Genomic DNA, 15,766 nt, shown 5'->3' on the forward strand with positions numbered 1-15,766 from the left:
CCTGGCGCGGAGGAGGGGAGAACCACCCTCGTACGCTGCGCGCATGGCGACGAAGACCAGTGACTTGCTGACGGCCACCGCCCCGCAGACCGTGGCCGTGGTCCGGGGCATCACCGACGACCAACTCGACCGGCCCACCCCGTGCCAGGAGTACGCCGTACGCGACCTGCTCGGCCACCTGTTCCAGGTGGTGGTCAACTTCCAGGGGCTGGCCGAGCGACGTCCTGTGGACTGGTCGGAGCAGCCGGACTTCCTCACCGGCGACTGGCGGGACCGGTTCGCAGACGAGGTCGAACTCGTCATCCGGGCCTGGTCCGAGCCGTCCGCCCTGGAGGGGGTGTCCCCGGGGATGGGCATGCCGCAGGAGGTCGTCGGCGGCATGCTGCTGCTCGACCTGACCGTGCACGGGTGGGACCTGGCCCGGTCGACCGGCCAGCCGTACCGGGCCGATCCGGCGGTGGTCGCCGAGCTGCTCGACCTGGCCGCCCGACTCGCACCGACGGCCCGCGAGCGGGGCGTGTTCGGCGCGGCGGTGGAGCCCGTCGACACCGGCGACGACCTCGCCCGTCTGCTCTGCCTCACCGGTCGCGACCCGGCCTGGACACCGGTGGGCTGATGAACGTCCCGCCGCCCGGCCTGGACGCCGTTGGGCTGACCGCCCCGCCGCCCTGGCGCGGGGCCGGGGCGGCGGTGGCGCGCACCCGCTGCCTGAAATGTGCCTGAAGCATGTAACACGGTGGGGGAGTGCGCCGCTGTTGGCGCGGAAGGCCCGGGGAAGCGGGCCCGAGCCGGCGACCGTGGTCGCCGTGCGCTGGCAGCGGGAGACGTGAGGCAGATGCACACCCAGCCGGGCGGCGCGCCGCCGGTGTTCGTGGACCGGACCGGACGGCGCCGCCGCCTCAGTATCCTCGCCGGCACAGGACTGGGCCTGGGGCTGCTCGCCAGCCTCGGTCTGATCGCCGCCGGCCTCTTCACCAGCTCGTCCGTACCGCTGCCGGGCTGGTCCGACAACCAGCACCGGAAGCCGATCGAGGCCGGCGTCGACGGGGCGGGCGATCTCGGCGCCTCGCCCACCGTGTCGTCCCGGCCGTCGCCGGTGACCAGCACCGCCCCGGTCCGCCCGACACCGACGGGGGCGACCCCCACCACGGCGCCGTCCGACAGGACCGGCCCGCAGGTGACCGGCAGCGAGCGGCCGGGACAGGGCGACGAGCGGCGGACCGCCAAGCCGGGCCGGTCCCCCGGTCGGCCGGGGTGACGCGATGTCCCGACACGCCGCCCGCCCCGACCCGCGGGCACACTGGGTACTGCTCCTGCTCGGCCTGCTGGTGCTGCTCGCGGCGCTGAGCTTCCACGGTCTGGTCACCGGGGTCTCCGGCGGTTCGGGGCGGGCGGACGGCGTCGCCGGGCCGGCCCCCGAGGAGGTCACCTCCGCAGGCCCGGTGCTGAGACTGGACCAGCCCGAACCGGTCACCCGGGCCATGCCGGAACGGACCGTCGCGCTGACCTTCGACGACGGCCCGGACCCGGAGTGGACCCCGAAGGTTCTCGACCTGCTCAAGCGGCACGGCGCACGGGCCACCTTCTTCGTCGTCGGGGCGCGGGTGAACGAGCACCCGGAACTGGTCCGGCGGATGCTCGCCGAAGGGCACGAGGTCGGCTCGCACACCTACACCCACGCCGACCTGGCCGCCGTACCCGGCTGGCGGCGGGACCTGGAGCTGTCGCTGACCCGTAAGGCGATCGCCGGGGTCACCGGCCAGGAGGTGACGCTGTTCCGACCGCCCTTCTCCTCGCAGCCCGCCGCGTTGACCGCACCCGAGTACGCCGCGCTCCGGGAGGCCGCCGGAACCGGCCATGTGGCCGTACTCGCCGACCGGGACACGAAGGACTGGCAGCGTCCGGGCGTACCGGAGATCGTGGCCGCGGCCACGCCCGAACGGGGCCGGGGCGCGGTGGTGCTGATGCACGACGGCGGCGGCGACCGGAGCCAGACCCTCGCGGCGCTGGACACCCTGATCCCCGCCCTGACCGGGCAGGGATACCGCTTCACCACCGTCTCGGCGGGCATCGGGGCGCCAGCCTCCACCGTCCCCGCGGCCATCGACTCCCGACTCGGCGGTACGGCGTTGCGCTGGACCCAGAGCGGCGCGGGCTGGGTCGCCGGCGCGATGAACGTGCTGCTGGCCGTCGCCCTGGTGCTCGGTGTCGGACGGCTGGCCGTGCAGGTGGTCTGCGCCCAGATCCACGTCCGTCGGGTCCGCCGGCCGCGCGGTCCACGTCGGGTGGTCGACGTCCCGGTGTCGGTGATCGTGCCGGCGTACAACGAGGCCGCGAACATCGCCGCGACCGTGCGGTCCCTGGTGGCCAGTGCCTACCCGGCGCTGGAGGTGATCGTGGTCGACGACGGCTCCAGCGACGGCACCGCCGACATCGTCGAGCGGATGCGGTTGCGTGGCGTACGCGTGATCCGGCAGGCGAACGCGGGCAAGCCGGCCGCGCTGAACACCGGCATCCGGGCCGCGCGGGCCAACCTGCTGGTGCTGGTGGACGGGGACACCGTCTTCCAGCCGGACACGGTGCACCGGCTGGTGCAGGGGTTCGCCGACCCGACCGTGGGGGCCATCTCCGGGAACACCAAGGTCGCGAACCGTCGGCGGTTGCTCGGGCGGTGGCAGCACCTGGAGTACGTCATCGGCTTCAACCTCGACCGCCGGATGTACGACGTGCTGGAGTGCATGCCGACGATCCCCGGGGCGATCGGTGCGTTCCGCCGTGAGGTTCTGCTCACCGTCGGTGGCGTTCCGTCGGACACCCTGGCCGAGGACACCGACCTGACCATGAAGGTGCTGCGGGCCGGCTGGCGGGTGGTGTACGAGGAGCGGGCCATCGCCTGGACCGAGGCACCCTCGTCGCTGCGGCAACTGTGGCGGCAGCGCTACCGCTGGTGCTACGGCACGATGCAGGCGATGTGGAAGCACCGGCACGCGTTGCGCGAGCCGGCGGCGGGCGGGCGTACCGCCGTCGGTGCCGGTGCCGGTGGGAAGCTGGGCCGGCGCGGGCTGCCGTACCTGGCGGTGTTCCAGATCGTGTTGCCGCTCACCGCGCCGGCGGTCGACGTCTTCGCCGTCTACGGCCTGCTCTTCCTGCCCTGGTCGTCGCTCGTCCTGGCCTGGGTGGGGCTGTTGCTGCTCCAGGCGTTCACCGCCGCGTACGCCCTGCGACTCGACGGGGAGCGGTACGGGCCGATCTGGGCCCTGCCGTTCCAGCAACTCGTCTACCGACAGTTGATGTACCTGGTGGTGGTGCAGTCGACGGTCACCGCCCTGGTCGGCAACCGGCTGCGGTGGCAGCGGATGGTCCGGACCGGGGAGGCGGCGGCACTGGTCGGAGTGGCCCCGCCGGGCCGCTGACGCCGGTGCGGATCGTTCCGTCCGGTCGCTGACGGGGGCGCGGCGGGCGGGCAGGATGGCGGGATGGACCTGGTCTCGCTCGCCGACATCCGTGCCGCCGCCCGCGCGGTCGCGTCGACCGTGCTGCGTACCCCGTTGCTGCCCACGCGGTGGGACGACCGGTTGTGGCTGAAACCGGAGAGCCTGCAACCGGTCGGCTCGTTCAAGCTGCGTGGCGCGGCCCACGCGGTGGCCTGCCTCGACCCGGCCCGTCGGGCGTGCGGTGTGGTCACCCACTCCTCCGGCAACCACGGCCAGGCTCTCGCGTACGCCGCCCGGGCGGCCGGAGTCCCCTGCACGGTGGTGGTGCCGGAGGGCGCACCCACCGTCAAGGTCGACCAGATGCGGGCGTACGGCGCCGAGGTGGTGCTGGTGCCCCGGGAACGGCGGAGTGCCGAGGCCGACCGGATCGCCGCCGCGACCGGCGCGGTGCTGGTGCCGCCCTTCGACGATCGGCGGATCATCGCCGGCCAGGGCACGGTCGGGCTGGAGATCGTCGAGGATCTGCCCGACGTGGACGTGGTACTGGTGCCGGTGGGCGGGGGCGGGCTCGCCTCCGGGGTCGCCACGGCGGTGCGGGCGCTGCGCCCGTCCGCCGTGGTGGTCGGGGTGGAGCCGGCGCTGGCCGCCGAGGCGCGGGACTCGCTCGCGGCGGGCGAGGTGGTGGTCTGGGGCGAGGCACGCACCTACCGGACCTGCGCCGACGGGCTACGGCTGCCGCTGTCCCCGCTGACCTTCGCCCACCTGCGGGCCCGTCTCGACGGCATCCTCACCGTCACCGAGGACGAGATCCGGGCGGCGATGGGGCGGCTGGCCCGGGACGCCCGGCTGGTGGCCGAGCCGAGCGGCGCGGTGGCGCTCGCCGCCCGGCTGTTCCACGCCGACGAGCTGCCGACCGGTCGTACCGTGGCGGTGGTCAGCGGCGGCAACGTCGACCCGGCCGTGCTCACCGCCGCCCTGTCCGCCCCGCCGGGGCGGTAGCAGCCACCCGTACCGGACGGTGCGGCGCCCTCGCCGGGTGGTAGCGGCGCCCTCGCCGGGTGGTAGCGGCGCCCTTGCCGGGTGGTAGCAGCCGCCCTCGCCGGGTGGTAGCAGGGGACCCCTGTTCCTCAAAAAGCGGTAACAAGGGACCCCTGCTACCAGCAAAGGCGTACTGCTACCAGCAAAGGCCTACTGCTACCACCACAGGCGTACTGCTACCACCACAGTGCTGCTACCCACCCGGCTGCGGGCGGGTCAGCGGCGGCCGAGCCGGTCGAGGATCCAGGCGTTGACGAACGCCTCTTCCTTCCAGGCGTCGTACCGACCGCTCGGGCCGCCGTGCCCGGCGCCCATCTCGGTCTTGAGCAGGTAGTCGCCCTGCGGGGCGACCGCGCGCAGCCGGGCGATCCACTTGGCCGGCTCGTGGTAGAGGACCCGGGTGTCGTTGAGGCTGGTCACCGCGAGGATCGCCGGGTAGTCGACGGGCGCGACGTTCTCGTACGGGGTGTACGACTTCATGTACGCGTACACCTCCGGGTCGGCCAGCGGGTTGCCCCACTCCTCCCACTCGGTGACGGTCAGCGGCAGCGACGGATCGAGGATGCTGGTGAGCGCGTCCACGAAGGGCACCTGCGCGACGATGCCGACGAAGGCATCCGGGGCGAGGTTCGCCACCGCGCCCATCAGCAGGCCACCGGCGGACGCGCCCCGGGCGACCAGTCGGTCCGGGGCCGTCCAGCCCGCCTTGACCAGGTGCCGGGCGCAGGCCACGAAGTCGGTGAAGGTGTTCTTCTTGGCCAGCAGCTTGCCCTCTTCGTACCAGCGCCGGCCCAGCTCACCGCCGCCCCGGACGTGCGCCACCGCGAACACCACGCCCCGGTCCAGCAGGGAGAGCCGGGGAATGGAGAACCACGGGTCGATGCTCGCCTCGTACGAGCCGTAGCCGTAGACGAGGCATGGGGCGGAGCCGTCCCTCGGGGTGCCGGCCCGGCAGACCAGCGAGATCGGGATGCGGGTGCCGTCGTCGGCGAGCGCCCAGTCGCGGTGCTGCTCGTACTCGGCCGGGTCGTACTCCCGCCCGTCCGGGCCGGGCAGCACCGGCTTCCGCTTGCGCAGGATCATCTCGCGGGTGACCAGGTCGAAGTCGTAGACCGAATCGGGGCTGACCAGCGAGCTGTAGCGGAACCGGATCCGCCCGGTGCGGTAATCCGGGTTGGCGTCGAGGCCGACGCTGTAGAGCGGTTCCGGGAAGTCGATGTCGTACCAGTCGGTGCTGCCGTCGGTGATCACCCGCAGGCCGGTGAGCCCGTTGGTGCGCAGCGAGATGACCAGGTGGTCGGCGAAGGCGTCGACCGACTCCAGCCGCGTGCCGGGAGCGTGTTCGATCATCGGCACCCAGTCGCCGGGGGCGTCCGCCGAGGTGTACGCCAGCGCGAAGTCCTCCGCGCCGTCGTTGTGCAGGATCAGGAAGCGGTGCCCGTGGTGCTCGACGGAGTACTCGACGCCCTGCCGGCGCGGGGCGATGATGGCGGGTTCACCGGTCGGGTTGCCGGCCGGGATGACCCGTACCTCGCTGGTGATCTTGCTGTGGATGTCGATCAGGATGAACCGCTCGGAGCGGGTCAGCTCGACGCCCACCCAGAACCGCTCGTCCGGCTCCTCGTGGACGACGACGTCCTCGCTGGCCGGGGTGCCGACGGTGTGCCGCCACACCCGGTACGGCCGCCACGACTCGTCGACGGTGACGTAGAAGAGGACGGCGGCGTCGGCGGACCAGGCGGTGCCGTAGAAGGTGTCGGGCACCTCGTCGGCGAGCACCTCACCGGTCTGGAGATCCTTGACCCGCAGGGTGTACCGCTCGTCGCCGGCGAAGTCCGTCGAGTACGCCAGCCAGCGCCCGTCGGGGCTGACGTCGTACGCGCCGAGCGAGAAGAAGTCGTGCCCCTCGGCGAGCTGGTTGCCGTCGAGCAGCACCTCCTCCCCGTCCAGGGGCGCGCCGTCGACGCTGACCGGCGGCTCGGTCTCCCCGTCGCGGACCGGGCGGCGGCACTGGATGCCGTACTGCTGGCCCTCGACGCTGCGGCTGTAGTACCAGTAACCGCCCTTGCGGGCGGGCACCGACAGGTCGGTCTCCTGGGTGCGCCGCCGGGTCTCCTCGAACAGGGTGGCGCGCAGGTCGGCCAGGTGGGCTGTGCGCGCCTCGGTGTAGCTGTTCTCGGCGGTCAGGTGGGCGATGGTCTCCGGGGCGTCCTTGTCGGCGAGCCAGGCGTACTCGTCGACCGCGGTGTCACCGTGGTGGACACGCTCGGTGGGGACGCGCTTGGCGACGGGTGCGGCGGGGGTCTCGGTGGTCACGTCGTCACGTTACCGGCCGGGAAGCCGCGACCGGGTACACGCCGATGCCCGGTTTCGACCCACGGCTGTTCGTACACATGTACGATTACCGCCATGTCGGGATCCCTGCGTTCGACCCACCGTTCCGGTTCGACCGACATCACCCGTCGGCTCGTCGAGATCTGCGGTCCGTCCTTCACCCGTCCCGCCGGCCCGGCCGACGAGGTCGCCGGTCGGCTGGCCGGCTGGGTTGCGGTGCCGGGTGACGCCCGCGCCGCCGCCGAGGTGCTGCGGCTGGCCGCCGCGCACGATCTGACCGTCGTGCCCCGGGGCGCCGGCACCAAGATCGATTGGGGTGCCGTCCCGGAGCGGGTGGACATCATGCTCGACACCGGCCGGCTCGCCGGCATCCGTCACCCGACCGACGCCGGCTGGCACGGGTCGACCGGTTCCGCCCGACCCGGGCCCGTCGGAGGCACCCCGGCGACCCCCGCCGGGCCCCTCGGGGGCCGGCACCGCCGGGCCGGCGCGTCCGGGTCGGTGGTCGAGATCGGTGCGGGCACCCCGTTGCGCGCCGTGCAGGCGGCGCTGGAGCGGACGGGACGCCGCCTGGCACTGGACGCACCCTCGCCCGGTGCGACCGTCGGCGGTGTGCTCGCCGCCGACGAGGGCGGTCCGCTGCGCCTGCGGTACGGCACTCCGGGCGACCAGCTCGTCGACCTGCGCTACCTCACCGCCGACGGGGAACTGGTCGAGGCCAGCGGTGGCGCGTCCGGCCCGGAACTGGCCCGGTTGCTCTGCGGCTCGCACGGCGGGCTCGGCGTGCTCGTCTCGGCCACCCTGCGCGTCCAGCCCCTGCCACCCCGGCGTGCCTGGGTCACCCGGCCGGTCTGGACGCCGCTGGAGGTGCACGAGCTGATCCGCGACGTGCTGGCCGCCGGGCTGCGGCCGGCCGCGATCGAGCTGGACCTGCCCGCCGTGCGCCGGCCTCCGGCGCCACGTGCCCCCGTCGGCGGCCCTGCCTGGTCGGGCCATCCGGCGGGCTCGGCCCGGGCCGCCCACCCGGCCGGTTCCGGACGGGCCGCCCACCCGGCCGGCTCGGGGCGGTCCGGCCCGATCGCGAGGTCCGGCAGATCCGCCCCACCCGCCGCCGGTGACCTGGTGATGCTCCTGGAGGGAGGCCCGGCCGACGTGGCCGAGCGGACCCGCCGCCTGGTCGAACTGCTCGGCGAGGGGGCCACCGTCGCCGACTCCCCGCCCGAGTGGTGGCGGCACTACCCGTTCCGCCCGGACGACATCGCGCTCCGGGTCGACGTACCCCTCACCGACCTGCACGCCGCCATCTACGCGCTGCGGGACGCGATGGGCACCCCGGTGCCGGTTCGCGGCTCGGTCGGACTCGGCGTGGCCCACGCGGTGCTGCCCGGCGGCACACCCGTGGAGCGGGTGGCCTCGATCCTGGCTGCGGTCCGGCAGGTGCTCCTGGCCCGGGAGGGTCGCTGCGTGGTGCTGGCCGCGCCGCCAGCCGTCCGGCATGGTGTCGACCTCTGGGGTGACCTGCCCGTCCTGCCCCGGCTACGCGCGGCCAAGCAACACCTCGACCCGCACCACCGGCTCGCCCCGGGCCGCCTCCCCGGCGGACTGTGACGTTCGTCGGCCGAGGGCAGCCCCGCACCCAACGACTCGCGTGACAGTCCTGCACGCAGCGACAGAGGCGCGTGGTGCCAAGCGGTGGCGAGGCGAACGCTCAGACCGCGTCGTTCCGGATGACCAGCACGGCGATGTCGTCCCGGGGCGGCTCGGCGGAGAAGTTGATCGCGGTGGAACGCAGTCGGGCGGCGACCACGTCCGCCGAGTAGCCGGCGAGCGGGGCGGCGGCCTCCCGTAGCCGGTCCGGGCCGAAGAGTTCCCGGCCGCGGCGCCGTTCGGTCACGCCGTCCGTGTAGAAGATCAGCGCGTCGCCGGGGTCGAGCGGGATCACCGACGTCGGCGAGGTGATCGTGTCGAGCAGGCCGAGCGCGGTCCCGCCGGTGCCGACGAAGGACGCCCCGTCCGCGCTGCGCAGCAGTACCGGCCGGTCGTGGCCGGCGAGGTGCAGCGACACGTCGAGCTGGTTGCCCTCACCCGGCCCGACCGCCGCCAGCGCGAGCGTGCAGTACCGCCCCCCGCCCCGCTCGACGAGGGTCTCGTTGAGGCGGGTCAGCGCCTCCGGCAGCGGCTTGCCGTCCCCGACCAGCACCCGGATCACGTCGCGGACCAGCCCGGTCACCGCAGCCGCCTGGACACCCTTGCCGGAGACGTCCCCGATCACCACCAGCCAGCGGCCGTCCGGCAACGGCAGCACGTCGTAGAAGTCGCCGCCGACCTCGGCGTCGTCGCCGGTCGGGACGTACTCGGCGGCGAAGCCGATGCCCTCGACCACCGGCAGCACCGGTGGCAGCAGCGACTGTTGCAGGGTCTGCGCCACGCGGCGTCGCTCGGCGTGGATGCGGGCGTTCTCGATCGCCAGCGCGGCCCGCCGGGCCACGTCCTCCAGCACCGCGACCTCGTCCGGGTCGTGCCGGTGGCGTTGGTGCCGGCCCACCGCGAGGGTGCCGAGCCGCTGCCCCCGGGCGACCAGGGGCACCGCGAACCCCTCCATCAACCCGTTGAGCGGCACCTGCGAGCCGATCCGGATCGCCTCGCGCAGCCGGGCCTGGATCGACTCCGCGCCGGTCTCCCGGAGCACCTCGTGCAGCTGCGGCAGGACGGACTCGTCGGCATGGCTCGCCGCCGCCAGGTTGAGCCGCCCCCATTCGTCGGCGATGTGCACCGCGCACCACTGCCCGAGGCGGGGGACCACGAGCTGCGGGACGAGCGCCATGGTCAACTCGACGTCGAGGGACTGGGCGAGCAGTTCGCTCGCCTCGGCCAGGAAGGTCAGCCAGGCCTGCCGGCGGATGTCGGCCCGCCGCAGCCGGTCGTTCTCCAGGTACAGGGAGAGCCGCTCGGCGGTCAACGCGGCCAGCGGGCGCGCGTACGCCGAGGGGACCGCGTCCAGCTCCAACTCGCCGGAGTACGGCCGCTGCACCGCCAGCGGCACCCGGAGCAGCTCGCTGTCGGTGCGGGGCGGCCGACCGTACCGGGCCAGCACCTGGGTGCCCTGCCCGTCGCCCCGGTCCAGCCGGACCAGCCCACCGGTGGCTCCCACCATCGTGGCGAGCCGCGCGAGCAGGTCGGTGGCGAAGTCGGGGAGCGGGTCGTCGGCGTACGGGTCGGGACGGGTCTGCATCAGCTCGCTCATGGCGGCTGCGCTCGGCCCGGTGGTCGCCGCCGGGTTGCCGTCGACGTCTCCCACCGCCGTGCAGGGGGAGAGCCGGCGGCCCTCGGCGAGCGCGTCCCGGCGTGGCGGGGTGCCGTCCGGGCGGTCCAGCCGGAACCAGACGCCCTTTCCGGAGGGGAGGTAGGTCGTCCCCCAGCAGCTCGCGAAGTGGTCGACCAGGAGCAGGCCCCGGCCCCGCTCGGCGACCTCGGCGATGTCCGCCGAGTCGTTGCGCACCCCGACGGTCAGCTCGTCCACCGGCCCCGGCGCGTAGTCGGAGACCATCACGCTCAGGCCCACCTGGTCCGCGACCACCTCGATGTCCAGCTCGGTACGGGCGTGCTCGACCGCGTTGGTGGAGAGTTCGGTGGTCAGCAGGAGCGCCTCGTTGAGCAGCTCCTCCAGGCGTGCCTCGGCGAGCACCGACCGGACGACGGCCCGGGCGGTGGCGGGTGTTCGGCGGTCGGCGGGCAGCCGGACCCGCCGGACGTGCTCGTCCGGGCCACCGGCCGTCGTCGGCCCCGCCTCCGCTGCCACCCTCGTATCCTCCCCTCCCGTTTGCCGGCAAGCCAAGCGGGTCGACCCCCGGTCTCACCCCGGGCGCGTCGTCCGCCCCGCGCGTCACTCCGGCCCGGCCCGTCCCGGGCGATCTGCGGTGACGTATCGACGGGCGGGAGCGCCCGGGTGCGGCGCGGGGATGCGCAGCCCTGGTACGGGCACAATGATGGGATGGCCGGCACGAGCCTGGAGGCCCCCGAGCTGAGCGAGGAACGATGACGACGGCGAGAACCCCGGTCGGCGCGGACTCCGCGGCGTCCGACCACGAGGCTGTCCTCGGCGAGCTGGCGGCGGCGCTGCGCCGGGTCGGTCAGGGTGACTTCAAGGTACGGCTTCCCCGGCGGGCGGGCGTCGCCGGTGACGTGGTCGACGCCTTCAACGACGTCGTGTCGTTGCAGGAGCGGCAGTACTTCGACCTGCGTCGGATCAGCCGGATCGTCGGCCGGGAGGGCCGGCTCACCGAGCGGCTCGACGAGGAGGGGCTGGACGGTTCCTGGGCGGAGGGGCAGCGGGCGGTCAACTCGCTCATCGACGACCTGGGCCGGCCCACCACCGAGATCGCCCGGGTGATCGTGGCGGTCGCCGACGGTGACCTCTCCCAGCACATGGCGTTGGAGATGGACGGCCGGCCGCTGCGCGGTGAGTTCCTGCACATCGGCCGCACCGTGAACACGATGGTGGACCAGCTCTCCTCGTTCTCCAGCGAGGTGACCCGGGTGGCCCGTGAGGTGGGCACCGAGGGGAAGCTGGGCGGCCAGGCCGACGTGCGCGGCGTCGCCGGCACCTGGAAGGACCTCACCGACTCGGTGAACACCATGGCGTTGAACCTCACCGACCAGGTGCGGTCGATCTCTCAGGTGGCCACGGCGGTGTCCCGGGGCGACCTGTCGCAGAAGATCACCGTGTCGGCGAAGGGCGAGGTCGCCGAGCTGGCGCACACCATGAACGGGCTCACCGACACGCTCCGGCTCTTCGCCGAGCAGGTGACCCGGGTGGCCCGTGAGGTGGGCACCGAGGGCAAGCTGGGCGGCCAGGCGGAGGTGCCGAACGTCGCCGGCACCTGGAAGGACCTGACCGACAGCGTCAACTCGATGGCGTCGAACCTGACCGCCCAGGTCCGCAACATCGCCCAGGTCTCCACCGCGGTCGCCCGGGGTGACCTCTCCCAGAAGATCACCGTTGCCGCGCAGGGCGAGATCCTGGAGTTGAAGGACACCGTCAACACGATGGTGGACCAGCTGTCGTCGTTCGCCGACGAGGTGACCCGGGTGGCCCGGGAGGTGGGTACCGAGGGCAAGCTCGGTGGCCAGGCCCAGGTGCGCGGGGTCTCCGGCACCTGGCGAGACCTCACCGAGAACGTCAACCAGCTCGCCGGCAACCTGACCAGCCAGGTCCGCAACATCTCCCAGGTCTCCACGGCGGTCGCCAAGGGTGACCTGTCGCAGAAGATCACGGTGGACGCCCGGGGCGAGATCCTGGAACTGAAGAACACCGTGAACACGATGGTGGACCAGCTGTCGTCGTTCGCCGACGAGGTGACCCGGGTGGCCCGGGAGGTGGGTACCGAGGGCAAGCTCGGTGGCCAGGCCCAGGTCAAGGGCGTCTCCGGTACGTGGCGGGACCTGACCGACAACGTGAACTCGATGGCGTCGAACCTGACGTCGCAGGTGCGCAACATCGCCTCGGTGACCACCGCCGTGGCCAAGGGCGACCTGTCGCAGAAGATCACGGTGGATGCCCGGGGCGAGATCCTGGAGCTGAAGTCGACCGTGAACACGATGGTGGACCAGCTGTCGTCGTTCGCCGACGAGGTGACCCGGGTGGCCCGGGAGGTGGGCACCGAGGGCAAGCTCGGTGGCCAGGCCCAGGTGCGCGGAGTGGCCGGCACCTGGCGCGACCTCACCGACAACGTGAACTCGATGGCGTCGAACCTGACCGCCCAGGTCCGGAACATCGCCCAGGTTTCCACGGCGGTGGCCAAGGGTGACCTGTCGCAGAAGATCACGGTGGACGCGCAGGGTGAGATCCTGGAGCTGAAGAACACCGTGAACACGATGGTGGATCAGCTGTCGTCGTTCGCGGACGAGGTGACCCGGGTGGCCCGTGAGGTGGGTACCGAGGGCAAGCTCGGTGGTCAGGCGCAGGTCAAGGGCGTCAGCGGTACGTGGCGGGATCTGACGGACAACGTGAACTCGATGGCGTCGAACCTGACGTCGCAGGTGCGCAACATCGCCTCGGTGACCACCGCCGTGGCGAAGGGCGACCTGGGCCAGAAGATCACCGTGGACGCGCAGGGCGAGATCCTGGAGCTGAAGAACACGGTCAACACGATGGTGGACCAGCTGTCGTCGTTCGCCGACGAGGTGACCCGGGTGGCCCGGGAGGTCGGCATCGAGGGCAAGCTCGGTGGTCAGGCCCAGGTGCGCGGGGTCTCCGGCACCTGGCGGGACCTCACCGAGAACGTCAACCAGCTCGCCTCCACCCTCACCACCCAGCTCCGGGCGATCTCCCAGGTCTCCACCTCGGTGACCCGTGGCGACCTGACCCAGCGGATCTCGGTCAAGGCGCAGGGCGAGGTCGCCGAGCTGAAGGACAACATCAACCAGATGATCGTCACCCTCCGGGAGACGACGAAGAAGAACGCCGAGCAGGGCTGGCTGGACTCGAACCAGGCCCGGATCGGCGGTCTGCTCCAGGGGCAGCGCGACCTCGGCGAGGTCTGCCGCATGATCATGATGGAGGTGACGCCGCTGGTCGACGCCCAGCTCGGCGCCTTCTTCCTCGCCGAGACCTCGGACGGCGTCACGCGACTGCGGCTCACCGCCTCCTACGGGTACGTCGCCCGGGGACACGAGGTCACCTTCGGCCCCGGCGAGGGCCTGGTCGGACAGGCCGCCCTCTCCCGCCGCACCATCCGGGTCAGCGCGGTGCCGGACGGCACCATCACCCTGCGCTCCGGCCTGGCCGAGACGAACCCGGCCGACCTGGTCGTCCTCCCCGTGCTCTTCGAGGGGGAACTGCTCGGGGTGATCGAGTTCGCCAGCGTGGCGACCTTCTCCGAGCTGCACCTCTCCTTCCTGGAGCGGCTGGTGCTGACCATCGGCATCGCGGTCAACACCATCCAGGCCAACCGGCGTACGGAGGAACTGCTCGCCCAGTCGCAGCGGCTCGCCCTGGAGTTGCAGGAGCAGTCGGCGGAGTTGCAGCGCACCAACGCCGAACTGGAGGACAAGGCCCAGCTGCTGAGCGAGCAGAAGGGCAACATCGAGACCAAGAACCGGGAGATCGAGCTGGCCCGGCTCGGCCTGGAGGAGAAGGCGCAGCAGCTCACCCGGGCCTCGGCGTACAAGTCGGAGTTCCTGGCGAACATGAGCCACGAGCTGCGGACGCCGCTGAACTCGCTGCTGTTGCTGGCCCGGCTGCTCGCCGAGAACTCGGAGCAGAACCTCACCCCGAAGCAGATCGAGTTCGCCCGGACGATCCACAGCGCCGGCTCCGACCTGCTCTCGCTGATCGACGACATCCTCGACCTGTCGAAGATCGAGGCCGGCCGGATGGACGTCCAGCCGGTCGACGTGCGCTTCTCCGAGATCCGCGGCTACGTCGAGCAGGCGTTCAAGCCGCAGGCCGAGGAGAAGGGCCTCGACTTCCAGGTCGAGATCGCCCAGGACCTGCCGACCACCGTGGTCACCGACGCCCAGCGGTTGCAGCAGATCCTGCGCAACCTGCTCTCCAACGCGGTCAAGTTCACCGACACCGGGACGGTCACCCTCCGGATCGGACCGGCGGCGGAGAACGAGGTCTTCGACGTACCGGCGCTGACCAACGCCCGGCAGGTGATCGCGTTCACGGTGGTCGACACCGGGATCGGCATCCCGGACGACAAGCTGTCGCTGATCTTCGAGGCGTTCCAGCAGGCCGACGGCACCACCAGTCGCCGGTACGGCGGCACCGGGCTCGGGCTCTCCATCAGCCGGGACCTGGCCCGCCTGCTCGGCGGCACGATCAGCGTGGCCTCCACGCCCGGACAGGGATCCACGTTCACCCTCTTCGTCCCCGACGTGCTGGCCCCGGACGCGGTGGTCGCCCCGCTGCCGCCCTCGCCGGCCCGGGCCGGGCTGCCTTCGTCGCTGCTGATGCCCCCGCCGGAGGTGCCCAAGCCGCCGGAGGGCCCGGCGACCCGGCGGTTGGAAGGGGCCACGGTGCTGATCGTCGACGACGACGTCCGTAACGTCTTCGCCCTGACCAGCGCGTTGGAGCTGCATGGCATGACCGTGCTGTACTCGGACAACGGGGCGGACGGTATCCGGCTGCTCGCCGAGCATCCGGAGGTCGACATCGTGCTGATGGACGCCATGATGCCCGACCAGGACGGGTACGAGACGACCCGTTCGATCCGGCGCAACCACCGCTTCGCCGACCTGCCGATCGTCTTCCTGACCGCGAAGGCGATGCCCGGCGACCGGGAGTCCGCGCTGGCGGCGGGCGGCAGCGACTACATCACCAAGCCGGTCGACCTGGACGAGTTGATCGAGCTGATGTCGTCCTGGATCAGTGGCAGCGGACGCGAGGAGAACCAGTGACCCAGATGGCCAAGGCGCTGCTGGTGGACGACCGACGGGAGAACCTGATGGCCCTGGAGGCGATCCTCCAGGGCCTGCCGGTGCAGTCCGTGGCCGTCGAGAGCGGCGAGGCGGCGCTGAAACAGCTCCTGGTGGACGACTTCGCGGTGATCCTGTTGGACGCCCAGATGCCGGACATGGACGGGTTCGAGACGGCGGGGCACATCAAGCGCCGGGAACGGACCCGGCACATCCCGATCATCTTCCTCACCGCCGCCGACCGGGACGCCCAGCTCGCCCTGCGGGGGTACGCGGTCGGCGCGGTCGACTACCTGACCAAGCCGTTCGACCCGTGGGTGCTGCGGGCCAAGGTGTCGGTCTTCGTCGACCTGTGGTCCAAGACCCGGCAGCTCGCCGCCCAGTCCGAGCTGGTCCGCGAGCGTGAGGCACAGTGGCGGGTGCTCACCGACGCGGTCGACGAGGCCACCGCGCTGCTGCGCTCCGACGACGACCCGGAGGCGCGGGACCGCGCCGTCGAGCTGCTGGAGCAGGCCCGCTGGGGCAATCCGCTCTGAGCC

Annotated in this window: 9 protein-coding genes; 7 read left to right on the forward strand and 2 right to left on the reverse strand. The window is 72.5% G+C overall.

Features of this window, described 5'->3' with window-relative positions:
- Nucleotides 1-43: 43 nt before the first annotated feature.
- The 4 genes from IGA62_RS14535 to IGA62_RS14550 all read left to right on the forward strand — a co-directional run bounded on the left by IGA62_RS14535 (nt 44) and on the right by IGA62_RS14550 (nt 4,433).
- Nucleotides 44-616, forward strand: coding sequence for a TIGR03086 family metal-binding protein (locus tag IGA62_RS14535; protein ID WP_145820826.1), 573 nt, complete (start codon nt 44-46; stop codon nt 614-616).
- A 219-nt stretch (nt 617-835) separates the two neighbouring features.
- Entirely contained in the window at nt 836-1,258 is a 423-nt protein-coding gene (locus tag IGA62_RS14540; protein WP_145820824.1) for a hypothetical protein, read from the forward strand.
- A 4-nt stretch (nt 1,259-1,262) separates the two neighbouring features.
- A complete protein-coding gene (locus tag IGA62_RS14545) occupies nt 1,263-3,413 on the forward strand; it encodes a bifunctional polysaccharide deacetylase/glycosyltransferase family 2 protein (RefSeq protein WP_145820821.1) in 2,151 nt (716 codons plus the stop codon).
- 63 nt (nt 3,414-3,476) lie between these two features.
- Nucleotides 3,477-4,433, forward strand: a complete 957-nt coding sequence (locus IGA62_RS14550; RefSeq protein WP_145820819.1) for a threonine ammonia-lyase — start codon at nt 3,477-3,479, stop codon at nt 4,431-4,433.
- Between the two features lie 255 nt (nt 4,434-4,688).
- Here IGA62_RS14550 and IGA62_RS14555 read toward each other — a convergent pair whose 3' ends face one another.
- A complete protein-coding gene (locus IGA62_RS14555; protein WP_145820817.1) occupies nt 4,689-6,788 on the reverse strand; it encodes a S9 family peptidase in 2,100 nt (699 codons plus the stop codon).
- Between the two features lie 93 nt (nt 6,789-6,881).
- Between IGA62_RS14555 and IGA62_RS14560 the strand changes: the two genes are divergently transcribed.
- Nucleotides 6,882-8,414: an FAD-binding protein gene (locus tag IGA62_RS14560; RefSeq protein ID WP_145820814.1), complete on the forward strand. Its 1,533-nt coding sequence runs from the start codon at nt 6,882-6,884 to the stop codon at nt 8,412-8,414.
- Nucleotides 8,415-8,514: 100 nt separating this feature from the next.
- Here the strand turns inward: IGA62_RS14560 and IGA62_RS14565 are convergent, their stop codons facing one another.
- Nucleotides 8,515-10,605 (reverse strand): SpoIIE family protein phosphatase, encoded by a 2,091-nt coding sequence (locus IGA62_RS14565; RefSeq protein ID WP_145820812.1) that lies wholly within the window; start codon nt 10,603-10,605, stop codon nt 8,515-8,517.
- A gap of 236 nt (nt 10,606-10,841) precedes the next feature.
- Here IGA62_RS14565 and IGA62_RS14570 point away from each other — a divergent pair, with 236 nt between their 5' ends.
- On the forward strand, nt 10,842-15,209 hold the full coding sequence (locus tag IGA62_RS14570) for a HAMP domain-containing protein (RefSeq protein WP_145820810.1): 4,368 nt from the start codon (nt 10,842-10,844) through the stop codon (nt 15,207-15,209).
- Nucleotides 15,206-15,763, forward strand: a complete 558-nt coding sequence (locus IGA62_RS14575; RefSeq protein WP_091454985.1) for a response regulator — start codon at nt 15,206-15,208, stop codon at nt 15,761-15,763. Before IGA62_RS14570 ends, IGA62_RS14575 begins: the two co-directional genes overlap by 4 nt.
- The last annotated feature ends 3 nt before the right edge of the window (nt 15,764-15,766 follow it).

The organism is Micromonospora sagamiensis (genome assembly GCF_014680085.1).
GTDB classification, from domain to species: domain Bacteria; phylum Actinomycetota; class Actinomycetes; order Mycobacteriales; family Micromonosporaceae; genus Micromonospora; species Micromonospora inyonensis.

Excerpts from the sequence above, each read along its gene's own strand:
- IGA62_RS14535 (WP_145820826.1), top strand. The coding sequence starts at position 44 with ATGGCGACGAAGACCAGTGACTTGCTGACGGCCACCGCCCCGCAGACC.
- IGA62_RS14540 (WP_145820824.1), top strand. The coding sequence starts at position 836 with ATGCACACCCAGCCGGGCGGCGCGCCGCCGGTGTTCGTGGACCGGACC.
- IGA62_RS14545 (WP_145820821.1), top strand. The coding sequence starts at position 1,263 with ATGTCCCGACACGCCGCCCGCCCCGACCCGCGGGCACACTGGGTACTG.
- IGA62_RS14550 (WP_145820819.1), top strand. The coding sequence starts at position 3,477 with ATGGACCTGGTCTCGCTCGCCGACATCCGTGCCGCCGCCCGCGCGGTC.
- IGA62_RS14560 (WP_145820814.1), top strand. The coding sequence starts at position 6,882 with ATGTCGGGATCCCTGCGTTCGACCCACCGTTCCGGTTCGACCGACATC.
- IGA62_RS14570 (WP_145820810.1), top strand. The coding sequence starts at position 10,842 with ATGACGACGGCGAGAACCCCGGTCGGCGCGGACTCCGCGGCGTCCGAC.